Origin of the sequence: Leptothrix cholodnii SP-6 (genome assembly GCF_000019785.1) — a bacterium.
Lineage (GTDB): Bacteria > Pseudomonadota > Gammaproteobacteria > Burkholderiales > Burkholderiaceae_C > Sphaerotilus > Sphaerotilus cholodnii.
In genome coordinates, this window is sequence record NC_010524.1 from 4,807,415 (window position 1) to 4,829,199 (window position 21,785).

Annotated in this window: 20 protein-coding genes; 11 read left to right on the forward strand and 9 right to left on the reverse strand. The window is 71.2% G+C overall.

Going from position 1 to position 21,785, the window contains the following annotated elements:
* The first annotated feature begins 19 nt into the window (after positions 1-19).
* Complete coding sequence (locus LCHO_RS21385) at positions 20-985, forward strand: Bug family tripartite tricarboxylate transporter substrate binding protein (RefSeq protein WP_012349289.1); 966 nt, start codon at positions 20-22, stop codon at positions 983-985.
* Between the two features lie 16 nt (positions 986-1,001).
* Here LCHO_RS21385 and LCHO_RS21390 read toward each other — a convergent pair whose 3' ends face one another.
* A complete protein-coding gene (locus tag LCHO_RS21390; RefSeq protein WP_012349290.1) occupies positions 1,002-1,841 on the reverse strand; it encodes an IclR family transcriptional regulator in 840 nt (279 codons plus the stop codon).
* 214 nt (positions 1,842-2,055) lie between these two features.
* Between LCHO_RS21390 and LCHO_RS21395 the strand changes: the two genes are divergently transcribed.
* From LCHO_RS21395 to fahA, 5 genes are read left to right on the forward strand one after another with little or no spacing between them, the layout of a single operon-like run.
* Positions 2,056-3,021 carry an MBL fold metallo-hydrolase gene (locus LCHO_RS21395; RefSeq protein ID WP_012349291.1) on the forward strand — a complete coding sequence of 322 codons (966 nt, stop codon included), beginning with the start codon at positions 2,056-2,058 and terminating at the stop codon, positions 3,019-3,021.
* A gap of 5 nt (positions 3,022-3,026) precedes the next feature.
* Positions 3,027-4,763 carry an FAD-dependent oxidoreductase gene (locus LCHO_RS21400; protein WP_012349292.1) on the forward strand — a complete coding sequence of 579 codons (1,737 nt, stop codon included), beginning with the start codon at positions 3,027-3,029 and terminating at the stop codon, positions 4,761-4,763.
* Positions 4,764-4,782: 19 nt separating this feature from the next.
* Positions 4,783-5,001: a DUF2783 domain-containing protein gene (locus tag LCHO_RS21405; protein WP_012349293.1), complete on the forward strand. Its 219-nt coding sequence runs from the start codon at positions 4,783-4,785 to the stop codon at positions 4,999-5,001.
* A gap of 13 nt (positions 5,002-5,014) precedes the next feature.
* The gene (gene hmgA, locus LCHO_RS21410; RefSeq protein WP_012349294.1) at positions 5,015-6,346 is read left to right on the forward strand and encodes a homogentisate 1,2-dioxygenase; all 1,332 of its coding nucleotides are present in this window, start codon (positions 5,015-5,017) and stop codon (positions 6,344-6,346) included.
* Complete coding sequence (gene fahA, locus LCHO_RS21415) at positions 6,343-7,680, forward strand: fumarylacetoacetase (RefSeq protein WP_012349295.1); 1,338 nt, start codon at positions 6,343-6,345, stop codon at positions 7,678-7,680. The genes hmgA and fahA overlap by 4 nt, the downstream gene beginning before the upstream one ends.
* Here fahA and LCHO_RS21420 read toward each other — a convergent pair.
* Genes LCHO_RS21420 through LCHO_RS21430 form a run of 3 tightly spaced genes read right to left on the reverse strand, consistent with a single transcriptional unit; the run spans position 7,668 to position 11,373 of the window.
* On the reverse strand, positions 7,668-8,645 hold the full coding sequence (locus tag LCHO_RS21420) for an XdhC family protein (RefSeq protein WP_012349296.1): 978 nt from the start codon (positions 8,643-8,645) through the stop codon (positions 7,668-7,670). The genes fahA and LCHO_RS21420 overlap by 13 nt on opposite strands.
* Positions 8,646-8,650: 5 nt before the next feature.
* On the reverse strand, positions 8,651-10,888 hold the full coding sequence (locus LCHO_RS21425) for a xanthine dehydrogenase family protein molybdopterin-binding subunit (protein WP_012349297.1): 2,238 nt from the start codon (positions 10,886-10,888) through the stop codon (positions 8,651-8,653).
* A gap of 11 nt (positions 10,889-10,899) precedes the next feature.
* Positions 10,900-11,373, reverse strand: a complete 474-nt coding sequence (locus tag LCHO_RS21430) for a (2Fe-2S)-binding protein (RefSeq protein ID WP_012349298.1) — start codon at positions 11,371-11,373, stop codon at positions 10,900-10,902.
* A gap of 220 nt (positions 11,374-11,593) precedes the next feature.
* Between LCHO_RS21430 and LCHO_RS21435 the strand changes: the two genes are divergently transcribed.
* Entirely contained in the window at positions 11,594-12,502 is a 909-nt protein-coding gene (locus LCHO_RS21435; protein ID WP_012349299.1) for an AraC family transcriptional regulator, read from the forward strand.
* Between the two features lie 120 nt (positions 12,503-12,622).
* On the opposite strand, the gene phaP is transcribed toward LCHO_RS21435, so the two are convergent.
* The gene (gene phaP / locus LCHO_RS21440) at positions 12,623-13,186 is read right to left on the reverse strand and encodes a TIGR01841 family phasin (protein WP_012349300.1); all 564 of its coding nucleotides are present in this window, start codon (positions 13,184-13,186) and stop codon (positions 12,623-12,625) included.
* A 332-nt stretch (positions 13,187-13,518) separates the two neighbouring features.
* Here phaP and LCHO_RS21445 point away from each other — a divergent pair, with 332 nt between their 5' ends.
* Complete coding sequence (locus tag LCHO_RS21445) at positions 13,519-14,451, forward strand: pseudouridine synthase (protein WP_012349301.1); 933 nt, start codon at positions 13,519-13,521, stop codon at positions 14,449-14,451.
* Between the two features lie 9 nt (positions 14,452-14,460).
* Here the strand turns inward: LCHO_RS21445 and LCHO_RS21450 are convergent, their stop codons facing one another.
* Positions 14,461-15,471 carry a Gfo/Idh/MocA family protein gene (locus LCHO_RS21450; protein ID WP_012349302.1) on the reverse strand — a complete coding sequence of 337 codons (1,011 nt, stop codon included), beginning with the start codon at positions 15,469-15,471 and terminating at the stop codon, positions 14,461-14,463.
* 125 nt (positions 15,472-15,596) lie between these two features.
* Here LCHO_RS21450 and LCHO_RS21455 point away from each other — a divergent pair, with 125 nt between their 5' ends.
* Positions 15,597-16,823, forward strand: coding sequence for an HD-GYP domain-containing protein (locus tag LCHO_RS21455; RefSeq protein WP_012349303.1), 1,227 nt, complete (start codon positions 15,597-15,599; stop codon positions 16,821-16,823).
* Here the strand turns inward: LCHO_RS21455 and LCHO_RS21460 are convergent, their stop codons facing one another.
* Positions 16,824-17,339: a DUF1269 domain-containing protein gene (locus LCHO_RS21460; protein WP_012349304.1), complete on the reverse strand. Its 516-nt coding sequence runs from the start codon at positions 17,337-17,339 to the stop codon at positions 16,824-16,826. It lies immediately after the preceding gene.
* Positions 17,340-17,560: 221 nt separating this feature from the next.
* Here LCHO_RS21460 and LCHO_RS21465 point away from each other — a divergent pair, with 221 nt between their 5' ends.
* Positions 17,561-18,583 carry a M12 family metallopeptidase gene (locus LCHO_RS21465; RefSeq protein WP_012349305.1) on the forward strand — a complete coding sequence of 341 codons (1,023 nt, stop codon included), beginning with the start codon at positions 17,561-17,563 and terminating at the stop codon, positions 18,581-18,583.
* Between the two features lie 22 nt (positions 18,584-18,605).
* Here the strand turns inward: LCHO_RS21465 and LCHO_RS21470 are convergent, their stop codons facing one another.
* Positions 18,606-19,523, reverse strand: a complete 918-nt coding sequence (locus LCHO_RS21470; RefSeq protein ID WP_012349306.1) for a GAF domain-containing protein — start codon at positions 19,521-19,523, stop codon at positions 18,606-18,608.
* Positions 19,524-19,552: 29 nt separating this feature from the next.
* Positions 19,553-20,773, reverse strand: a complete 1,221-nt coding sequence (locus tag LCHO_RS21475; RefSeq protein WP_012349307.1) for a PQQ-dependent sugar dehydrogenase — start codon at positions 20,771-20,773, stop codon at positions 19,553-19,555.
* 211 nt (positions 20,774-20,984) lie between these two features.
* Between LCHO_RS21475 and LCHO_RS21480 the strand changes: the two genes are divergently transcribed.
* Positions 20,985-21,749 (forward strand): inositol monophosphatase family protein, encoded by a 765-nt coding sequence (locus LCHO_RS21480; protein ID WP_012349308.1) that lies wholly within the window; start codon positions 20,985-20,987, stop codon positions 21,747-21,749.
* The last annotated feature ends 36 nt before the right edge of the window (positions 21,750-21,785 follow it).

Sequence of the window (21,785 nt, forward strand, 5' to 3'; positions counted from 1 at the left end):
TTGCCAACCGGAGGTGCCCATGCGTTCGACCCGATTCATTCTTGCGGCGGCCCTTGCGCTGGCCACCTCCGTGGCCAGCACCACCTGGGCGCAAGGCTGGCCGGGCAAGCCGGTGAGCGTGATCTCGGCGTTCCCGCCGTCGTCGCTCGATGTCATCGTCCGGCTGGTGGACGGGCCGTTCCAGGCGGCGTTCAGGCAGCCGCTGATCATCGAGAACCGGCCGGGCGCCGGCGGCAATCTCGCCGCCGAGGCCGTGACACGGTCGGCGCCCGACGGCCACACGCTGCTGGTGACGGTGGACACCGTGGCCACCGTCAACCCGCGCCTGTATCGGAACCTGAAGTTCAAGGCCGACGTGGACCTGGTGCCCGTCATCTATCTGGCCAACTCGGCCCAGACCCTGGTGTGCCATCCCGCGGTGCCGGTCAGGACGGTGTCGGAACTGGTGGCCCACGCCAGGTCGCACGACCTGTCGTATGCATCGGGCGGGCAGGGCGTGCCAGGCCATCTGGCCGCGGAGATGTTCCTGGCGGCAACGGGCCTGCGCATGACGCACATTCCCTACAAAGGGCCCCATGCCGCCCTGCAGGACTTGATGGGTGGCGCCGTGCAGTGCGGCTTTCTGTCCACGCCGGTGGTCATGCCCCACGTCAAGAGCGGCAAGCTGACGGGCCTGGCCGTCACCACGGCCCGGCGCTCGCCCATTGCGACGGAGTTGCCGACGATGAGCGAGGCGGGCATTGCCGGCTACGAGGCCACGTTCGGTCAGCTGCTGCTGGCACCCAGGGGCACGCCCCCGGCCGTCGTGGCCGCCTTGAACGAGGCCTTCGGCGCGGTGCTGACCCAGGCCGAGGTGCGCGACAAGATGCTCGCGATGGACCTGGAGTTCGTCCCCAACACGCCCGAACAGGCCGCGGCACGCATGCACCGGGAAGCCGCCCGGTGGGCGCTGGTGGTGGAGCGACTGGGTCTGAGGGCCGACTGAGCCACCGTCTGGCGTGTCAAGGCTGAGGCCGCCAGCCCAACCGCTCGGACACCCTGTCCGCGCAGCTGCGCAGCGCCAGGGCCACCGGGCCGTCCCAGCGGCTGTCGAAGGCGGCGGAGGTGCCGACGCAGGTGACGGCCAGCACGATCTGGCCGCGGTGGTCGAACACCGGCGCCGACAGCGCGCTCACGCCCGCCACCACCGTGCCTTCGGAGCGGCTCATGCCCTGCGCGCGCACGGCCTCCAGCGTGGCGGCGAATTCCGTCCAGGTGGGCAGGCTGCCACGCTCGGCGGTGCGGCGCTGCTGCTCGTACATCGGCCGCACCAGCTCCTTGGGCAGGTAGGCGCCGTAGAGGCGGCCCGACGCCGTGTCGGCGATCGAGAACACCGTGCCGTGGTTCATGTTGACGTGCAGCACCTGCGGCGATTCCTCGACCACCACGATGGTCGGCCCGCGGTTGCCCCACACCACCAGCGCCACCGTCTCGCCCGTGAGCTGCGCCAGTTCGGGCAGCAGCGGCGCGGCGATGCGCACCGGGTCGGCCTGCTGCAGGCTCATCAGCCCGAGCTGCAGGGCCAGGGGCCCGAGGCCGTAGCGGCCGCTGACCTTGTCCTGCTCGACCAGCCCGATCTTGCCGAAGCTCACCAGGTAGGGGTGCGCCTTGGCCGGCACCATGCCGGCTTCGCGGGCCAGGTCCTTCAGCGGCATCGGCCGGCCGTAGTGGGCCAGGGCGCGCAGCAGCTGCCCGCCGACTTCCACGCTCTGGATGCCGCGTTGCTCGCGCGGGGTGGCGCCGTCCAGGGCCGCGGCGGCCGCATCCGGATCGGCAGGGAGCTTGGGTTCGCGGGCGGGCATGGCGTGGGTCGTCGTCGGCGTTGGGGCGGGGCTCGATTGTGCGGCCGCAGCGCTGGCCGTGATGACGGGGGCCGGGTTTGCGCTGGGTCAAATCAATTAGACATTGACAACTCGGTTTGCTAGCATCCGACAAGAGTTAGACATTGCGGAATCAGTTATTCGATTCTCCGAGCATCCGTTCAGGGCCGCCGCCCTTCAGCCAGCAGGAACCCCCATGAGCAACGCCCCCACCAAAGCCTTCGCCAGCCAGGCCGACCTCGAGGTCAAGAAGGTCAGCTTCACCAGGCTCAGCGACAACGCCTACGCCTACACCGCCGAAGGCGACCCGAACACCGGCGTGATCATCGGCGACGACGCGGTGATGGTGATCGACACCCAGGCCACGCCGGTGATGGCGCAGGACGTCATCCGCCACATCCGCACCGTCACCGACAAGCCGATCAGGTACGTGGTGCTGAGCCATTACCACGCGGTGCGCGTGCTCGGTGCCAGCGGCTACGCGCCCCAGCACATCGTCGCCAGCCGCGACACCTACGACCTGATCGTCGAGCGCGGCGAGCAGGACAAGGCCAGCGAGATCGGCCGCTTCCCGCGGCTGTTCCAGGCGGTCGAATCGGTGCCGCCGGGCATGACCTGGCCGACCATGACCTTCGAGGGCCGCATGAGCATCTGGCTGGGCCAGCTCGAGGTGCAGCTGATCCAGCTCGGCCGCGGCCACACCAAGGGCGACACGGTGGCGTGGATCCCGTCGCAGAAGATCCTGTTCTCGGGCGACCTGGTCGAGTTCGACGCCACGCCCTACGCCGGCGACGCCTACTTCCAGGACTGGCCGGCCACGCTCGACAACATCGCCGCGCTGCAGCCGGTGGCGCTGGTGCCCGGCCGTGGCGCCGCGCTGACCACGCCCGAGCAGGTGGCCGCCGGCCTGGCCGGCACGCGCGCCTTCATCTCCGACGTCTGGACCAGCGTCAAGCAGGGCGTGGACGCCGGCCTCGACCTGAACGCGGTCTACAAGGCCACCTACGCCGCGCTCAAGCCGAAGTACGGCCACTGGGTGATCTTCGACCACTGCATGCCGTTCGACGTGACGCGCTGCTACGACGAGGCCACCGCCCACCGCGACCCGCGCATCTGGACCGCCGAGCGCGACGTGCAGATGTGGCAGACGCTGGAAGGCTGAGCGCCATGTCCGCCCCCACCGCCGCCGCCGACCGCCCCGCCGTCGACTACCAGAAGGTGGTCTTCCCCTACCGGCGCGCCCGCGACCATGGCGCCTCGCCACCCGCGCGCCACCCGGTGGTGGTGGTGGGCGCGGGCCCGGTGGGCCTGGCGCTGGCCATCGACCTGGCCGAGCAGGGCGTGCCGGTGGTGCTGCTGGACAACGACGACCGCCTGTCCAGCGGCTCGCGCGCGATCTGCTTTGCCAAGCGCACGCTGGAGATCTTCGACCGCCTGGGCTGCGGCCAGCGCATGGTCGACAAGGGCGTGTCGTGGAACGTCGGCAAGGTGTTCTTCAAGGCCGAGCAGATCTACCGCTTCGACCTGCTGCCCGAGGCCGGCCACGAGCGTCCGGCCTTCATCAACCTGCAGCAGTATTACGTCGAGGGTTACCTGGCCGAGCGCGCCGCCGAGCTGCCGCTGATCGACCTGCGCTGGAAGAGCGCCGTGGCGGGCATCGAGCCGCATGCCGACCATGTCGTGCTGAGCATCGACACGCCCGACGGCCCCTACCGGCTAGCCGCCGACTACGTGGCCGCCTGCGACGGCTCGCGCTCGACCCTGCGCCGGCTGCTCGGCCAGGAGAGCCACGGCCGCGTCTTCCGCGACCGCTTCCTGATCGCCGACGTGAAGATGAAGGCCGCCGGCGTGGGGGCTGTCGATTTCCCGGCCGAGCGCTGGTTCTGGTTCGACCCGCCGTTCCACCCCGGCCAGAGCGTGCTGCTGCACAAGCAGCCCGACAACGTCTGGCGCATCGATTTCCAGCTCGGCTGGGACGCCGACCCCGAGGTCGAGAAGCGCCCGGAGAACATCGCCCGGCGCGTCAAGGCCATGCTGGCGCAGACCGCCATGAAGGACGCCGACCACGCGCTCGAATGGGCCAGCGTCTACACCTTCGCCTGCCTGCGCATGGACGCCTTCCGCCACGGCCGGGTGTTCTTTGCCGGCGACTCGGCGCACGGCGTCTCGCCCTTCGGCGCACGCGGCGCCAACTCGGGCGTGCAGGACGGCGAGAACCTGGCCTGGAAGCTGGCCCACGTGCTGCAAGGCCGGGCCGGCGATGCGCTGCTCGACAGCTACGGCCCCGAGCGCGAATACGCCGCCGACGAGAACATCCTGAACTCGACCCGCGCCACCGACTTCATCACGCCCAAGAGCGAGATCAGCCGCCTGTTCCGCGACGCCACGCTGGCCCTGGCCAAGGTGCATACCTTTGCGCGTGCGCTGGTCAACAGCGGCCGGCTCTCGGTGCCCGCCACGCTGCACGCGTCGCCGCTGAACACGCCCGACCGCGACCGCTTCGCCGGCCCGATGGTGCCGGGTGCGCCGAGCACCGATGCGCCGCTGCTGGATGCCGACGGCCGCGCCACCTGGCTGCTGCGCGAACTGCCGTCGGGCCGCTTCACCGCGCTGGTGTTCGACGGCGAGGGCGCCGCCCAGGCCGTCGCCGCGCTGCGGGCCGTCGCCGATGCGGACGGGTCGCTGCCGATGCAGGTGCTGCAGGTCCTGGGTGCCGACGGTGGCCAGGCCGCCCCGGGCGCCCGTGCGCTGCGCGACGTCCAGGGCCTGCTGGCGCAGCGCTTCGACGCCCGGCCCGGCACCACCTACCTGCTGCGCCCCGACCAGCACGTCTGCGCGCGCTGGCGCACCGTCACCGCCGCCGATGCACGCGCTGCGCTGAGCCGCGCGCTGGCGCTGTCCTGAACCGCCCCGGAGTCCCGCCATGAGCCTGATCACCACCCCCCATCTCGGCGCGCCCGACGACTTCTACGAGGCCCTGATCCTCAGCCACCACGGCCTGAGCGCCGAACAGAGCCACGCCCTCAACGCCCGCCTGGTGCTGCTGCTGGCCAACCACATCGGTGACCAGGCGACGCTGCTGCAGGCGCTGGCTGCGGCCCGTGCGGATGCCGATGCCGGCGCCACCGAGTCAACCACCTGAAGGGAGCGCGACGATGTCGACACCCGTGAGCACGTCCACCCTGACCGCACTCGGCGGTTTCGGCAACGAATTCGCCACCGAGGCCATCGCCGGCGCGCTGCCGCAGGGCCGCAACAGCCCGCAGCGCGCGCCGCTGGGCCTCTATCCCGAGCTGGTCTCGGGCACCGCCTTCACGGCGCCGCGCGCGGCCAACCGGCGGGTCTGGCTGTATCGCCGCCAGCCCTCGGTGGTGACCGGCGGCTACCAGCCCTATGCGTCACCCCATGGGCAGCCGCTGTGGACCAGCGGCGCCGCCGCTGGCGTGGTGACGCCGCCCGATCCGCTGCGCTGGCATCCGTTCCCGCTGCCCGACGCGCCGACCGATTTCGTCGACGGCCTGCGCACCGTGGTCGCCAACGGCGACGTCGACGCCCAGGTCGGCATGGGCGCGCTGATCTACGCCGCCAACACCTCGATGACGCAGCGCGCGCTGGTCAACGCCGACGGCGAGATGCTGCTGATCCCGCAGTTCGGCCGGCTCGTCATCACCACCGAACAGGGCGTGCTGAACGTGGCGCCGGGCCAGATCGCGCTGCTGCCGCGCGGCCTGGCCTTCAAGGTGGCGCTGCCCGACGGTGCCTCGCGCGGCTACGCCTGCGAGAACTACGGCGCCCATTTCCGGCTGCCCGAGCTGGGCCCGATCGGCTCCAACGGCCTGGCCAACGCACGCGATTTCCACAGCCCGCAGGCGGCGTTCGAGGCCGAGAACCTGCCGCACCAGATCGTCAAGAAGTTCGGCGGCCGGCTCTGGCAGGCGCTGCAGCCGGCCACGCCGTTCAACGTGGTGGCCTGGCACGGCAACCTGGCGCCGTGCGTGTACGACACCGCGCACTTCATGACGATCGGCTCGATCAGCCACGACCACCCCGATCCGAGCATCTTCACCGTGCTGACCAGCCCGAGCGACACGCCCGGCGTGGCCAACTGCGACTTCGTGATCTTCCCGCCGCGCTGGCTGGTGGCCGAGGACACCTTCCGCCCGCCCTGGTACCACCGCAACGTGATGAGCGAGTTCATGGGCCTGGTCACCGGCGAATACGACGCCAAGCCCGAAGGCTTCAAGCCCGGCGGCGCCAGCCTGCACAACGCGATGGTGCCGCACGGGCCCGACGCCGAGGCCTTCGAGCGCGCCACGCAGGCCGAGCTGCAGCCGCAGAAACTCGACAACACCCTGGCCTTCATGCTCGAGAGCCGCCTGCGCTTCGTGCCCACCGCCTGGGCGATGCAGGGCAGCGGCACGCTCGAGGCCCGTTACGCCGACTGCTGGCAAGGCCTGGCCGACCCGCTGCAAGGGCAACCCGCATGAGCCCGGCCTCGCTTTTCATGATCGACGCCAGCCACGACCCGGCCCTGCGCAGCTGGGTGGCCGGCGCCCACACGCCGGACACCGACTTCCCGATCCAGAACCTGCCGCTGGGCATGTTCCGCCCCGCCGGCAGCAGCGCGCTGCTGCGCCCCGGCGTGGCGATCGGCGATCGGGTGATCGACCTGCTGGCCGCGGTGCAGGCCGGCGTGCTGACCGGCGCTGCCGCCGATGCGCTGCAGGGCACCGAAGCCGGCACGCTGAACCCGCTGATGGACCGCGGTGCGGCCGGCCGGCGTGCGCTGCGCACGGCGCTGTCGGCCGCGCTGGCCGAGGGCAGCGCCGCACAGGCCGCGCTGCAGCCGTGCCTGCACGCGCTCGACGCGGTCGAGCTGGGCCTGCCCTGCCGCATCGGCGACTACACCGACTTCTACACCGGCATCCACCACGCCACCACGGTGGGCCAGCTGTTCCGCCCCGACAACCCGCTGCTGCCCAACTACAAGTGGGTGCCGATCGGCTACCACGGCCGGGCCTCGTCGATCCGCGCCAGCGGCCATGCCGTCGTGCGCCCGCACGGGCAGATCAAGGGCCCGAACGACGAGGTGCCGGTCTACGCGCCGACCCGGCGCCTCGACCACGAGCTCGAAGTGGGCGTGCTGATCGGCGGCGGCAATGCGCTGGGCGAGCCGATCGCGATCGAGCAGGCCGAGGACCATTTCTTCGGCCTGGTGCTGCTCAACGACTGGTCGGCGCGCGACGTGCAGGCCTGGGAGTACCAGCCGCTCGGCCCCTTCCTGTCCAAGAGCTTCGCCAGCACGATCTCGCCGTGGATCGTCACGCCCGAGGCGCTGGCGCCGTTCCGCGCGCCGTTCGGCCGCCCGGCCGGCGACCCGCAGCCGCTGCCCTACCTCGACAGCGCCGCCAACCGCGCGGCCGGCCACATCGACCTGACGCTGGAGGTGTGGCTGCAGACCGCGCAGATGCGCGCCGACGGCCTGCCGCACGAGCGCCTGATGGCGTCGAACTTCACCGACGCCTACTGGACGCTGGCGCAGCTGATCACCCACCACACCAGCAACGGCTGCGACCTCGGCAGCGGCGACCTGCTGGGCTCGGGCACGCTCTCGGGGCCCGACCCGAAACAAGGGGGCTCGCTGCTGGAGCTTTCGCTCGGCGGCAAGCAGCCGCTGACGCTGGCCAACGGCGAGCAGCGCACCTTCCTGCAGGACGGCGACAGCGTGCTGCTGCGCGGTCATTGCGCCCGACCCGGCGCCGTGCGCATCGGTTTCGGCGCCTGCGAGGGCCGGGTGCTGCCGGCGCATCAGCGGGGCTGAGCGTCCGTCCGCACGCCGTTCTTGACGGCCACCACCTGCGCCATGATCGACAGCGCGATCTCGGCGGGCGTCTTGCTGCCGATGTGGAGACCGGCCGGCCCGTGCAGCTTTTGCAGTGCGGCCTCGGGCAGATCGAAGTGCTCGTGCAGCCGCGCCCGGCGCTGCGCGGTGTTGCGGCGCGAGCCGATGGCGCCGACGTAGAAGGCGTCGGACTGCAGTGCGTCGATCAGGGCCAGGTCATCGAGCTTGGGGTCGTGCGTCAGGGCCACGACGGCGGTGCGCGCGTCCGGCTTCAGGCGCACGATCAGGTCGTCGGGCATCTCGTGGCTGACCACCACGCCGTCGAGACGCCAGCTGGCGCGCTGTTCCTCGCGCGGGTCGCAGACGATCACCTCGAAGCCCAGGCCGAGCGCGATCTGGCACAGGAAGCGCGACAGGTCGCCGGCGCCGATCACGATGATCCGCGCCTGCGGCCCGAGGTGGGTGATCAGGTGGGTGTCGGTGAGTTCCGGCACGCCGTCGCGCCGGCCTTCACGCAGCTCGACCTGGCCGGTGCGCAGGTCCAGCACCCGCTCGGTGCTGCGGCGCTGCTGGCAGGCGTCGAACAAGGCTTGCACGCGGCTGTGTGCCGACACCGGCTCCAGCACCAGTTCGACCGTTCCCCCGCACGGCAGGCCGAAGCGATGCGCCTGGTCGGCCGAGATGCCGTAACGCAGCACGGCCGGCTTGTCGCTGGCGCAGGCCGCCTGCACGCCACCCTCGCGGATGCGCGCGATCAGATCGTCCTCGATGCAGCCGCCCGAGACCGAGCCGACCGTCTCGCCACGGCCGTTGATGGCCATCAGCGAGCCCGGCGGCCGCGGCGACGAGCCCCAGGTGCGCGCGACGGTGACGAGCACCACCGGCAGGCCGGCGGCCTGCCAGCCGAGCGTGGTGCGCAGGACGCGGGTGTCGAGGTCTTCCATCGCGCTCAGGCCAGCTTGAACGGGAGTTCGCGCAGCGGCTTGCCGGTCAGCTGCGCGACGGCGTTGGCGAAGGCCGGCGCCAGCGGCGGCAGGCCGGGTTCGCCCATGCCGGTGGGCGCGTCGGCGCTCGGCACGACGTGGACCTCGAAGGCCGGCATGTCGGTGATGCGCGCCACGGCGTAGTCGCCGAAATTGCTCTGCTGCACGACACCGTCCTTCAAGGTGATGGCCGCACCGGGCAGGCACATGCCCAGGCCCATCAGCGCCGCGCCCTGCACCTGTGCCTCGATGCTGCGCGGGTTGACCGCCAGGTTGCAGTGCACGCCGGCCGTCACGCGCTGCAGCACCGGCTTGCCGTCCCGCAGCGAGGCCTCGACGACGTAGGCGACCACGGTCGAGAACGACTCGTGCACCGCCACGCCCCAGGCGCGGCCGGCCGGCAGCCGCTTCTTGCCGTAGCCGCTCTGGTCGACCGCCAGCTGCAGCGCGGTGCGGTGGCGCGGGTGCTTGTCGCCGAACAGGCGCATCCGGTAGGCCACCGGGTCCTGCTTGGTGGCGCGGGCGATCTCGTCGAGCAGCGTCTCCATCACGAAGGCGGTGTGGGTCGAGCCCACGCTGCGCCACCACAGCACCGGCACGTTGAGCTTGGGGTGGTGCACGGTCAGGCGCATCGGCACGCCGTAGGGGTCGCGCATGCCCTCGGTGGCGGTGGCGTCGATGCCGTTCTTGACCATGAAGCCTTCGAAGGGCGAGCCGGTGGTGATCGACTGGCCGACGATCACGTGATCCCAGGCCAGCACGCGGCCCTGCGCGTCGAAGCCGACACGGGCGCGGTGCAGGTGCATCGGGCGGTAGTAGCCGCCCTTGATGTCGTCCTCGCGGCTCCACAGCAGGCGCACCGGCGCGTTCAGGCCGGCGCTGCGCGCCGCCTTGGCGACCTGGCAGGCCTCGATCACATAGTCGCTGCTCGGGATCGCGCGCCGGCCGAAGCCGCCGCCGGCCATCTGCACGTTGACCTTGATCTGCTCGGGCTTGAGGCCCAGCGTGCGTGCGGCGGCTGCGCCGTCCAGGCCGGGCATCTGCGAGCCGACCCACAGCGTCGCGCGGTCGTCGCCGAGCTCGACGGTGCAGTTCAGCGGCTCCATCGGCGCATGCGCCAGATAGGGAAAGACGAACTCGGCTTCGAGCTGCTGCGGGGCCGTGGCCAGCGGCGCCATGTCGGCGTCGAAGGCGCGTGCACCGGGCTGGCCGGCCAGCGCGCGGTACTGCGCCAGCTGCCGTTCGCTGTCGACCTTCTCGACCGCCGACGTGTCCCACTGCAGCTTCAGCGCGTCGCGGCCCTGCTTGGCCGGCCAGTAGCCGTCGGCCAGCACGGCAATGCCTTCGGCGCCACGGTCCAGCGGCACACGCAGCACGGCCTTGACGCCCTTGACGGCGCGCGCCGCGCTGTCGTCGACCGACGCGAGCTTCGCGCCGAACACCGGCGGGTGCGCGACCACGGCGGTGAGCTGGCCGGGCAGGCGCACGTCGATGCCGAAGTCCTGACGCCCGCTGCTCTTGGCCTTGGCATCCAGGCGCGTGGTGGCGCGGCCGATGATGCGGAAGTCCTTCGGATCCTTCAGCGTGACCTTCTCGGGCACCGGCAGCGCCATCGCGGCTTCGGCCAGTTCGCCGTAAGTCGCCTTGCGGCCCTGGGGCCCCAGCACCGTGCCGGCCTGCGTGCGCAGCGTGGCGACGTCGACGTTCCAGCGCGTCGCGGCGGCCGCCAGCAGCATGGCCCGGGCGCGGGCGCCGAGTTCGCGGTATTGCGTGTAGCTGTTCTTGACCGAGTTGGAGCCGCCGGTCAGGTGCATGCCGAACAGCGGGTCGACGTAGGCCGCGTCGCCCGAGCCGTGGCGGCTGCGCACCAGGCGCCAGTCGGCATCGAGCTCCTCGGCCAGGATCATCGGCAACGCGGTCTGCACGCCCTGGCCGAACTCCAGCCGGTTGATCGTCACCGTGACCTCGCCATCGGGCGCGATCTGCACGAAGGCCGACGGCTGCTGGGTCGGCTTCAGTGCGGTCGCTGCGGCGCTGGCCTGTGCCGTGGCCAGAAGAGGAAAGGCACCGAGCGCCAGGCCGCCGACGCCGGCCAGCTTCAGGAAGCTGCGGCGCGGCAGCGGGGTGGCCTGATCGGCCTGTTCACGGGCCAGCAGGTGCTGCACCGCGCCGGGCATTTCGATGGGATCGATGTGGTGCAACATGGTGGCGTCCTTCAGGCGAGGGCTTGGGCGGCATCGGCCACCGCGGCGCGGATGCGGGCGTAGGTGCCGCAGCGGCAGATGTTGCCGGCCATGGCCGTGTCGATCTCGGCGGCGCTGGGCTGCTTGCCACGTGGCAGTGATTTCAGGAACGCCGTCGCGCTCATGATCTGGCCGCTCTGGCAGTAGCCGCACTGCGCCACGTCGTGCTGGACCCAGGCCGCGTGCACCGCGGCGCCGACCCGGTCGCTGCCGTCGGTGGTGGCCTCGATGGTGCGGATCTGCTTGCCCTCGGCGGCCGAGATCGGCGTGATGCACGAGCGGATCGCCTGGCCGTCCAGGTGCACGGTGCAGGCGCCGCACAGCGCCGCGCCGCAGCCGAACTTGGTGCCGGTCAAGCCCAGCGTGTCGCGCAGGGCCCAGAGGATGGGGGTGGCCGGGTCGGTGTCGACCGTGTGCTCACGGCCGTTGACGTTGAGCTTGCTCATGGCGGAGGGGATCCGGAAGTGCGTCGATGCGGCGAAGTGTCTGCGGCGAGCCGGCGGCGAGCTTGCCGGTTCTGATTCATGTCTTGCCTTTTTCGAGGCTTCGTCGTCATGCATCCCATGGCTCGATACCGTCGGCGGTAAAGTGCCGCTGGCGGCACGCGCGCGAGATTCACGTGCCGGCCGAGTGAATGCGACAGGAATCCACCTCCACAGGCTGACCATGCCCATCGATACCCTGGCCCATGAGATCGGCCGAATTGCCCGAAACGACGGCCCTTGCCTGACCGAACTGCCCGACCTGACGCTCTTCCGCAGCAGCCTCAAGACCGAGCCGACGCCCTGCATCTATGCGCTCGGGCTGACCGTCGTCGCGCAGGGTGGCAAGCAGGTCACGGCCGGTGAGCAGGTGATCGATTACGGGCCGGGCCAGTCGCTGCTGACTGCCGTCGATCTGCCGGTGATCGGGCAGGTCACCCGGGCCGACCTGGCGCGGCCGTTCCTGGGGCTGGTGCTGACGCTGGATGCACGCGCGCTGGTGCAGGCCGCCGCCGAGATGGATCGGCCACCCCTGCCGCGCGACCCGGCGCCGCGCGCGATCTCGCGGTGTGAGACCGAAGCGCCCTTGCTCGACGCGCTGATCCGCCTGGTCCGGCTGCTGGGCGAGCCGCAGCTGATCGCGCATGTCGCGCCGCTGATCCGGCAGGAGATCATGCTGCGCCTGCTGTGCGGCCCGCACGGCCCCTACCTGCGCCACCTGCTGGCGGCGGGCTCGCCCAGCCATCAGATCGCGCGCGCGATGGCGTGGCTCAAGCAGAACTTCACCGGCGACGTGCGGATCGATGATCTGGCCGCCAGCGTGCACATGAGCCCGTCGACCTTCCGGCAGCACTTTCGCGGCCTGACCGGCATGAGCCCGCTGCAGTATCAGAAGCAGCTGCGCCTGCAGGAGGCGCGGCAGCTGATGCTCAGCCACGACCTCGACGCCGGCAGCACCGCCGCTCGGGTGGGCTACGAAAGCGCCTCGCAGTTCAGCCGCGACTACAGCCGGCTGTTCGGCGCGCCGCCGCAGCGCGACATCCGGCGCATGCGGCATCCGGGCGAGGGTGGCGTCGAGCCGGCGATGCCCTGAAACCGGGTGCCGGGCGGCTCGGCGTCGTCCGATGCGCAGACGAAAAAAAGCCCGGCAGTTGCCGGGCTTCAAGGGTTGCCGACGAAACTCGCTCGTCAGAACCCGAGGAGATTCATGCGCTCAGCGCTTGGTGCTCTTCTTCACGGCTTCGGCGGCGGCCTTGGCGGTGTTTTCAGCGGTGGCGCTGAGCTGCTTGAAGTTGGCTTCAGCGGCGCTGGCGGCTTGCTTGGCAGCCTTCTGCACGCTGTCGAAAGCGGCGGTGGTGTTGGCGATGGCGCTCTTGACGGCGGCCACGGCGGACTCGCTGCCGGCCGGGGCGTTCTTGACGGCGGTGTCGACCAGCGACTGGAACTGCTCCTGCACGGCCTTGACCTGCGCTTCGGCCAGCTTGCTGACTTCAGCTTGCGTGGCGGCAGCGATGTCGGCCACTTGGCGGCCGTAGGCCACGGCCTTGTCCTGTGCCGGCTGCAGGTTGGCTTGCAGGCTGGTCATGAATTCTTGCGGGTCCTTGGCGCCCAGGGCGGCCTTGGCCTTTTCGACGCTGTCGTCGATCGACGAACGGGCGGCTTGCATGTTCAGCTCGACCAGCTGCTCGATGCCCTTGAAGGCTTGCTGGGTCAGCGTGACGAGGTTGTCGAGGGCGGCCTTGTTGGCGGCGGCGATCTGTTCAGCGGGATTGGTCATGGTCAGACTCCAGGTGTTGCGATCGGGTTGATCTGTTTTGCTGCACTGCAGCATGGAATGAAGTATGAGGGCTCGACGAGGCGAGTGCAAGTGTTTTGTTGCAGTGCAGCAAAGTCTAGTCGGCAACCTCTAGACGCCCGATCGGGCTCACTCCGGCAGGTCGCGATACCCGCGGCGCGGATGGCGACAATCGCCACCATGTTCGAACCCGTCGCTCCCTCCGCAGCCGATGCCGGCCCCCGGCTGCACGGCCTCCACCGATTCATGTCGCGGGCCGACGTACGGGGCGCGTCGCAGCCGGCCGACGCCCCGAGGCTGCGGCAGGCCTCGCGGTGAGCCGCCCCAAGCCGGCCTGGCGACCGCCCACGCGCGACGGCGTCGGCCCGAGCTGCGTCGCCACGCTGCCCGGCGCGTGGCCCGGCGCGGCGGACTTCCTGGCCGAGCGCCTGCCGGTGCTGACCGCCGATCAATGGCGCGAGCGCATGGCCGCAGGCGACGTGCTGGCCGTCGACGGTCGGCCGCTGCCGCCCGACGCGCCGCATGTGGCGCACACCCGGCTCTGGTACTGGCGCGCGCTGCCGGCCGAACCGCGCATCCCGTTCGAGGCGGAGGTGCTGTTCCAGGACGCGCATCTGGTGGCGGTCGACAAGCCGCATTTCCTGCCGATGACGCCCAAGGGCCGCTACGTGCAGGAGACGCTGCTGGTGCGCCTGAAGCGCCAGCTCGGCATCGACACGCTGGTGCCGATGCACCGGCTCGACCGCGAGACCGCCGGCGTGGTGCTGTTCACCGTGCAGCCGGCGACCCGCCACGCCTATCAGTCGCTGCTGCGCGATCGTTCGGTCGAGAAGGTCTACGAGGCGGTCGCACCGTGGCGCGCCGATCTGGCGCTGCCGCTGACGCGCTGCAGCCGGCTGCAGGAGCGCGCCGACGCCTTCATGCAGATGGCCGAGGTGGCCGGCGAGCCGAATGCGCAGACGTCGATCGAGCTGATCCGGCGGGTGGCTGCGGCCGAGCCGCTGGCGCTGTACCGCCTGCGCCCGCGGACCGGGCAGAAACACCAGCTGCGCGCCCACATGGCGGCGCTGGGCTTGCCGATCCGCGGCGACCGGATCTACCCGGTGTTGCAGCCGGATCTGGCCGAGGGCGCCCAGCCCGACTACAGCCGGCCGCTGCAGCTGCTGGCGCGCTCGATCGCGTTCACCGATCCGGTCAGCGGCGCGCCTCGCCGTTTCGAGAGCCGGCGGGTGCTGACGGTCGATTGAGGGCCGGCTTCAGGCCAGCTGCACGGCGCTGCGCTGGCCGCTGCGTGCCGCCTCCATCACCGCCAGCGCGGTGGCGAGCGAGCGCAGGCCGTCGTCGCCGGTCGCGGCGGGCTGTCCGCGGCCCAACACGGCGTCGTTGAAGCAGGCCAGCGAGCGCTCGTAGAGGTTGTGCGGCACGACCTCGATCACCCGCTCGCCCTCGGCATTGCGCAGCCGCACCTCGCCGATCGGGCGCTGCGTCATGACGTCGCGGCCGACGATCGATCCGGCCGTGCCGTGCAGCTCGATGCCGGTGCCGGCGTGCGGCACGGTGAAGGCGTCGTGCAGCTGGGCCAGCACGCCGTTGTCGAACTGCAGCGCGGCCATCACGGCGTCTTCGATCGCGCCGTGCGCCATCGTCGACGGCGGCGTCAGCGCCACCGCCGAGACCGGTTCGGCGTCGAGCAGGAAACGCAGCGTGTCGGCGTCGTGCACGGTGATGTCGAGGATCACGCCCGCGCCGGCTTCGGGCTTGTCGATGCGCCAGCGTTGCAGGTGCGGCGGCAGGTGCACGGCGTGGAACACGCGCGCGAACAGCGGCCGGCCGATCGCGCCGGCGCGCACCAGGTCGCGCATCGCGATGTGGGTGGCGGCGTTGCGCAGGTGGTGGTTGGTGCCGAGCACCACGCCGGCCGCGTGGCAGGCGTCCACGATGGCGTGTGCGTCGGCCAGGTTGAGCGCCAGCGGCTTCTCGCACAGCACGTGCTTGCCGGCGCGGGCCGCGGCGATGGCCTGGCGCGCGTGCAGCTCGTTGGTGGTGCTGATGTAGACCGCGTCCACCGCCGGGTCGGCCAGCAGGGCGTCGATGTGGTCGCAGGCCGCCGGGATGCCGTGCGCGGCGGCGTAGCCGGCGGCGCGCTCGGCGATGCTGCTCATCACCGCCACCACCGCGTTGCCGGGTTGGGCGCGCATCGCGCCGATCATCCATTCGCGGGCGATGTTGCTGGCGCCGATCAGGCCCCAGCCGAGTGTGTGTGCCATGCCGTGTCTCCTTGATGTGGATCGATGGACGCCAGCGTAACGAACCTGTCGGCGAACGGTGGGAGACTCCTGCATGCAGGAAACGCTGCGCCGCGAGTGCCTGCGTCGACTGAACGGAGGACACCATGACTGCCGTACCTGAACGTGTGCCGCTGAACGACGTGCGCGATCTGATCGCCCTCGGCCAGCCGTTGCCGTTTCGAGTGCTCGACGCCCAGGCCCGCCTGCTGCTCGGCAAGGGCCAGCCGGTGGTGTCCGAGAACCAGCTCGCGATGCTGCTCGAGCGCGGCGCCTGGGTCGAGCGCGAGCAGGTGGTGGCGGTGCGCCGCCTGCGCGAGGCGGCGGGGGCGTCGATCGCCGGCAAGGTGCCAAGCGCACGCAAGCTGACGCTGTTCGACCGCTGGGAAAAGCAGGTCTGGGAGTTCGATGCGCTGCAGCGGCGCATCGGCAAGTTCCACGATCTGCGGGTCGAACTCGAAGCCGAGGCCGATGAAGTCATCGCGCTGGTCGACCGCGACCCCGACGTGGCGCTGTTCAACGCCGTGCGGCGTGACGACCGCCGCTTCGCGCTCTACGCGCTGACGCACTCGCTGCACGTGGCGGCGCTGGGCATCCTGACCGGTCGCATGCTCGGCTGGGACGCCGCGCGGGTGCAGACCCTCACGCGTGCGGCGTTGACGATGAACGTGTCGACCATCGAGCTGCAGGCCACGCTGGCCGAGCAGGACACGCCGCCCAGCACGCGCCAGCGCGAGCTGATCCGCAGCCACCCGCAGCGCTCGGCGCAGATGCTGCGCGATTCGGGCATCGCCGACGCCGAGTGGCTGGCCACCGTCGAGGACCATCACGAGCAGAGCGATGGCGGCGGCTACCCGCGCGGCGTCAAGGAGGCCTCGGACCTGGCACGCGTGCTGCGTGCGGCCGACATCTACATGGCCAACATCAGCCCGCGTGCGCAGCGCCCGGCGCTGGCGCCGCAGGTGGCGGTGCGCCAGCTGTTCCAGCAGGAGCAGGGCAGCCCGATCGCCACCGCGATGCTGCGCGCGATCGGCATCTTTCCGCCTGGCGACGTGGTGCAACTGCGCAGCGGCGAGATCGCCGTGGTGACGCGCCGCGCCGCCAAGGGCCCGGCGCCGCTGGCCGCCAGCGTCAGCAATGCCCGCGGCGTGCCGGTGCTCGAGACCCTCAAGCGCAACACCGCCGAGCCCGAATACGCCATCGTCGGCCCGGCCACGCCGAGCCAGCTGATGGCCTTGCCGCGCTTGCTGCCCGAACGCTTCTACGGCCTGATCCCCGGCTGGTCGGCCGACGCCGAGATACCCGGCGCCGATCCGGCCACGCCGTCCGGCTGATCAGGGGAAGGCCGGGATGTTGGGCTCGATGCCCTCGAGATGAGCCTCGGGGTGCAGGGCCTGCAGCTTGGCTTCGATCTCGTCGACCCGCGAGCGCGGCACGTCGACCATCAGCAGGTACTGGCCCTGCTCGACCGCCGTCATGAAGCGCTGCAGCCGGTTGCTCGGCGTGGAGATGCCGATCATGCTCGACGACCAGGCGCCGAAGCCCGCGCCCACCACCGCCAGCACGCCGACCATGCCCCACTGCGGCGTCTCGCCGATCACCGGCAGGAACACCGCCACCACCGCGCCGGCGATCGCGCCCACCGCCCCGCCCGCCACCAGGCCGGCTTGCGCGGCACGCACGATGTCGGAGGTCTGCAGCAGGTTGGCCGCGTGCAGCCCGTCCATGTCGGCGCCGTCGCGGGCCACGAAGTGGATGTGAGGTTCGGCGATGCGCGCCAGCAGCAGATCGTCCATCGTCCGGCGCGCGCTGGCCAGGTCGGGTATGAGCCAGTAGATCCGTCTGCGCATGTCAGCCTCCTGTACAGCCCGTGGGTGGTGAAAGCGAGGGTCTCGGGCTTTTATACACCCCGCCCTTGCCGCGTGCAACGCAAGGCGGGCCGGCCGCGTGGCCGTCAGGGTGGCCCGTCCCGATGTGTCTTTGGTCAACGCGTTACAAGCGCTCACGTCGTCGAGGCGGGTGTTCCGACACAGTGATCGCACCCCTGAAACCGATGAAAGAGGAGATCGCCATGGCTGCTCCGAAATGCTGCTTCGACCGCATCCTGCCGCGTGACCTGCTGCGCCCGCAGGCCACCCTCGCCGGCCCCGGCGGGCGCACGCGTGCGATATCGCCCAAGGGCAAGACGTGGATCAACGGCTCGACCCTGCGGGTGCGCTTCATGGGCGGCACGGCCGCCGAACAGGCCCGCACCCGCGAGCAGGCCGGCTGGTGGTCGGCGGTGTGCAACCTGAAGTTCGACTTCGGCAACGCGCCCGAGGCCGAGATCCGCATCAGCTACGACGGCAACGACGGTGCCTGGTCGATGCTCGGCACCGACGCGCGCAGCATCCCGTTCAACCAGGCGACCATGAACCTCGGTTTCATGGACGGCGGCACCGCGGCGCACGAGTTCGGCCACGCCATCGGACTGGCGCACGAACATTCGAGTCCGGCCGGTGGCATCCAGTGGAACGAGCAGGCGGTGATCCGCTCGCTGGCAGGCCCGCCCAACTTCTGGGACGAGGCGACCACCCGCCACAACGTCTTCTTCAAGTACGGGATGGACCAGATCAACGGCACGCAGTTCGATCCGGACTCGATCATGCTGTACGCGTTTCCGGCCGAGTGGACGCTCAACGGCGTGGCCACGCACGCCAACGAGGTGCTGTCGGCGCTGGACCGCGAGTTCGTGGCCGGCGCGCGCATGTACCCCAAGACCCAGCCCGGCCTGCCCGCGGCCACGCCGCTGACGGTGGGCGCCTCGCGCATCAGCGCGAGCATCGGCAAGGCCGGCGAGGAGGACCTGTTCCGCTTCCATGCCGACACGAACGGCGTCTACGTCATCGAGACCATGGGCATCACCGACGTCTACATGAAGCTGTTCGGCCCGAACAGCGCGACCGCACTGCTGGCCGAGGACGACGACAGCGGCTTCGGCCTGAACCCGCGCATCTCGGCGCCGCTGCTGGCCGGCGACTACTTCGTGCAGGTGCGCCACTACGACCGCAGCGGCGGCACCGGGCGCTACTCGGTGGGCGTCAAGCGGCGCTGAGAGCGGCGGCCGCGACGGCGCCTCAGAAGTACAGGGCCAGCACCTCGGTGACGGCGTCGTCGGACAGCAGCGGGATCGCCAGCACGGCGGTCAGGCCCGGCGCGCCATCGGGCGCAGTCCCGATCGGGTCGAGCGCTACCGCGGTGCCGGTGGCGTAGGCCTGTCCGATCGGGCCTGTGCCGGCGGCCAGGCTGGCCCCGCCGGCGGCCAAGGTGCCCGCGCGCTCGCAGAAGCCGAAGGCGCGTGTCAGCGCCTGGCCCGATTCGTCGGGCAGCCAGCTCTCGACCCGGCGTGCGATCGGCGTGCTCGACGACGACAGCAGGCTCAGGATCCAGCTCTGGTGGTCGCGCGTCGAACACGGCATCGCCAGGGCGCGCACGATGCCGGCGGTGGCGGCGGTCTGGGCCCGCAGGAAGCGGCTCGACGTGTCGAGCTGGTCCATGAACACGGCGCTGTCGCGCTGCCAGGCCATGCCCGGCAGGCCCGAGCCGCGGGGCAGGTAGGTGTCGCGGCTGAGCGCTTCGAGCTCGGCGCCGCTGCTGCCGAAATAGCCTTCGGCCAGCGTCAGGTCGGAGGTCAGCCGCGGGTCGTTGTGCCACAGCTCGATCGCGCCGGCGTGCGCCTCGGGCGCGCCGCACAGCAGCACCACCACCGAGGTGAGCTGCGTGCCACGAAAGATCGGCAAGGCCACCGCGCAGTTCAGCCCGGCGTCCCGGGCGACCTTCGTGCGGCGGAAATATGAGCCCTCGAACTGGCGCAGCAGGATCGGCCGGCCCTCGTCCCAGGCATGGCCGGGCAGTCCCTCGCCGCGACCGAAACAAAGGGTGCGGCTGATGGCACCAAAGACGGGCGCCGCACCATAAATGCCCCCGGCCCATTCGAGCGGCGAACCGTCCGGCGAGGGGGTCCAGACTTCGGCGACGCGGATGAAGGTGTTCATGCCGCGATCGCTGCAAGTTGCGCGCCTTGCTAGCGCGTCAGCCGCAGCAGCCGGCCGCTGTCGGTCAGCAGATAGAGCCAGCCGTCGGGCCCCTGGCGCACGCAGCGGATGCGCTCGCCCAGATCCGCCAGCAGGCGCTCGCGCCCGACCTCGGCGTTGCCGTCGAGCACCACCCGCCACAGCGCCGTGCCGGCCAGCGCGCCGAGCAAGGCGTTGCCCTGCCACTCGGGGAACTTGTCGCCGCTGTAGAAGGCCAGGCCCGACGGCGCGATCGAGGTCGGCACCCAGTACGACACCGGCTCGTCGTAGTCGGGCGCGTGGGTGCCGCCGGCGACCTGGCAGCCCGCGCCGGGAAACGAGCCGTAGGGGCAGCCGTAGCTGCGCAGCGGCCAGCCGTGGTTGTGGCCGGGCAGCACGCGGTTGAGCTCGTCGCCGCCTTGCGGGCCGTGTTCGACCAGCCACAGCTCGCCTGTGGTCGGATGGATCGCCGCACCCTGCGGATTGCGGTGGCCGTAGCTCCAGATGCCCGGCAAGGCGCCCGCCGCGGCAAAGCGCGGGTTGTCGCCGGGGATGCTGCCGTCGCGCCGGATGCGCACCACCTTGCCGAGCGTCCTGGCGAGGTTCTGCGCGTGGTCGGCGGTCGGGTTCGAGGGGCTGTCGGCCTGGCGGTCGCCCAGCGTGATGAACAGCGTCTTGTCGGCCCGGAACACCAGCCGGCAGCCGAAGTGGCTGCTGCCCGACCGCTTGGGCGCCTGGCGGAAGATCACCGCCACGTCCTGCAGCGCGGCGCCGACCAGCCGGCCACGCGCCACGGCCGTGCCGCTGCCACCGGTGCCCGCTTCGGCGTACGCCCAGTAGACCCACGGGTCGGTCGCGAAATCGGGGTCGAGCACGACATCGAGCAGCCCGCCCTGGCCGGCCGACACCACCGCCGGCACACCGCTGACGTTGCCGACGATGCTGCTCCCGTCGGCGCTCAGGATCACCATCGAGCCGCCCTTTTGCGTGACCAGCATGCGGCCGTCGGGGAGGAAATCCATCCCCCACGGGCTGGACAGGGCGCTGGTGAGCGTGGTGACGACCGGCGTGAAGCCGCTGGGCGCGGCGGCCGGTGCCGCATTGCCGTTGCCATCGCTGTTGCAGCCGCTGCCGAGCACCGTCGCGCCGCCGACGCCGGCCCACAGCGCGGCGATGCGGACGATCGCCTCGCGGCGGTTCGGGCGAGCCAGGTCGGCAGTGGTGAGCGACATGATCGAACCTCCAGACAAGGGATTGCCGCCAGTAGAGCAGGCCTCGCGCGATGCGTGGCCTGGCCGAGCAACACCCCTGCTGGCAGCCACGGGTTAATCCGGGTGAAGTCACCCGCTCGCAGCCGCCGATGGCCCGCTAGCATGGACCGAAACAGGTCCAGGCCGGTCGCTGCCCCGCGCAGACGAACCCGCCGCCCCGAAGGTGCCCACCATGTCCCGACTCGCGTTCTGCCGACAGCTGGCCCAGGAAGCCGGGCGCATCGCCCACACCGGCTTCGGCACCTCGCCCACGTCGATGAAGGGCCGCCACGACGTGCTGACCGAGATGGACCGCGCGGTCGAGCGCCACGTGCGCGCCGCCATCGCCGCGCGTTACCCCGACGACGCCGTGATCGGCGAGGAAGACGGCGGCGAGCCCGGCGAGCGGGTCTGGATCATCGACCCGATCGACGGCACCGCCAACTACGCGCGTGGCATCGCGCACTACTGCGTCTCGATCGGCTACCTCGAACACGGCGTGCCGACGGTCGGCGCGCTGCACGACCCGTCGCACGATCGGCTCTACAGCGCCGAACGCGGCCAGGGCGCCTGGATGAACGACGTGCGGCTCGCCGTCAGCCCCTGCGCCGACATCGGCGCGGCCACGGTCGAATGCGGCTGGTCGGTGCGGCGCAGCACGGCCGACTACCTGGCGCTGGTCGGCCGCGTCATGCACGCCGGCTGCGCGATGCGCCGCTCGGGCTCGGGCGCGCTCGGCCTGGCCGACGTCGCGGCCGGGCGCATCGAGGCCTATTGCGAGATGCACATCAACAGCTGGGATTGCGCTGCCGGCATCCTGCTCGTGACCGAGGCCGGTGGCCGCGTGAATGATTTTTTTGCCGGTGATGCGATCACCGCCGGCAATGCCCTGATCGCCACCAACCACGCGCTGGGCGACGAACTGGCGCGCGTGATCGACATTGCCGAGTTGGCCTGAGCCGGCCCGACCCGATCGACCCCCCGAGGAGACACC

What these genes read in the sequence shown, in the direction of transcription:
- LCHO_RS21480 (WP_012349308.1), top strand. Translation starts at nt 20,985, where the DNA reads ATGTCCCGACTCGCGTTCTGCCGACAGCTGGCCCAGGAAGCCGGGCGC.
- LCHO_RS21390 (WP_012349290.1), bottom strand. Translation starts at nt 1,841, where the DNA reads ATGCCCGCCCGCGAACCCAAGCTCCCTGCCGATCCGGATGCGGCCGCC.
- LCHO_RS21385 (WP_012349289.1), top strand. Translation starts at nt 20, where the DNA reads ATGCGTTCGACCCGATTCATTCTTGCGGCGGCCCTTGCGCTGGCCACC.
- LCHO_RS21435 (WP_012349299.1), top strand. Translation starts at nt 11,594, where the DNA reads ATGCCCATCGATACCCTGGCCCATGAGATCGGCCGAATTGCCCGAAAC.
- LCHO_RS21400 (WP_012349292.1), top strand. Translation starts at nt 3,027, where the DNA reads ATGTCCGCCCCCACCGCCGCCGCCGACCGCCCCGCCGTCGACTACCAG.
- LCHO_RS21475 (WP_012349307.1), bottom strand. Translation starts at nt 20,773, where the DNA reads ATGTCGCTCACCACTGCCGACCTGGCTCGCCCGAACCGCCGCGAGGCG.
- hmgA (WP_012349294.1), top strand. Translation starts at nt 5,015, where the DNA reads ATGTCGACACCCGTGAGCACGTCCACCCTGACCGCACTCGGCGGTTTC.
- fahA (WP_012349295.1), top strand. Translation starts at nt 6,343, where the DNA reads ATGAGCCCGGCCTCGCTTTTCATGATCGACGCCAGCCACGACCCGGCC.
- LCHO_RS21420 (WP_012349296.1), bottom strand. Translation starts at nt 8,645, where the DNA reads ATGGAAGACCTCGACACCCGCGTCCTGCGCACCACGCTCGGCTGGCAG.
- LCHO_RS21465 (WP_012349305.1), top strand. Translation starts at nt 17,561, where the DNA reads ATGGCTGCTCCGAAATGCTGCTTCGACCGCATCCTGCCGCGTGACCTG.
- LCHO_RS21460 (WP_012349304.1), bottom strand. Translation starts at nt 17,339, where the DNA reads ATGCGCAGACGGATCTACTGGCTCATACCCGACCTGGCCAGCGCGCGC.
- LCHO_RS21455 (WP_012349303.1), top strand. Translation starts at nt 15,597, where the DNA reads ATGACTGCCGTACCTGAACGTGTGCCGCTGAACGACGTGCGCGATCTG.
- LCHO_RS21425 (WP_012349297.1), bottom strand. Translation starts at nt 10,888, where the DNA reads ATGTTGCACCACATCGATCCCATCGAAATGCCCGGCGCGGTGCAGCAC.
- LCHO_RS21430 (WP_012349298.1), bottom strand. Translation starts at nt 11,373, where the DNA reads ATGAGCAAGCTCAACGTCAACGGCCGTGAGCACACGGTCGACACCGAC.
- LCHO_RS21405 (WP_012349293.1), top strand. Translation starts at nt 4,783, where the DNA reads ATGAGCCTGATCACCACCCCCCATCTCGGCGCGCCCGACGACTTCTAC.
- LCHO_RS21470 (WP_012349306.1), bottom strand. Translation starts at nt 19,523, where the DNA reads ATGAACACCTTCATCCGCGTCGCCGAAGTCTGGACCCCCTCGCCGGAC.
- LCHO_RS21395 (WP_012349291.1), top strand. Translation starts at nt 2,056, where the DNA reads ATGAGCAACGCCCCCACCAAAGCCTTCGCCAGCCAGGCCGACCTCGAG.
- LCHO_RS21450 (WP_012349302.1), bottom strand. Translation starts at nt 15,471, where the DNA reads ATGGCACACACACTCGGCTGGGGCCTGATCGGCGCCAGCAACATCGCC.
- phaP (WP_012349300.1), bottom strand. Translation starts at nt 13,186, where the DNA reads ATGACCAATCCCGCTGAACAGATCGCCGCCGCCAACAAGGCCGCCCTC.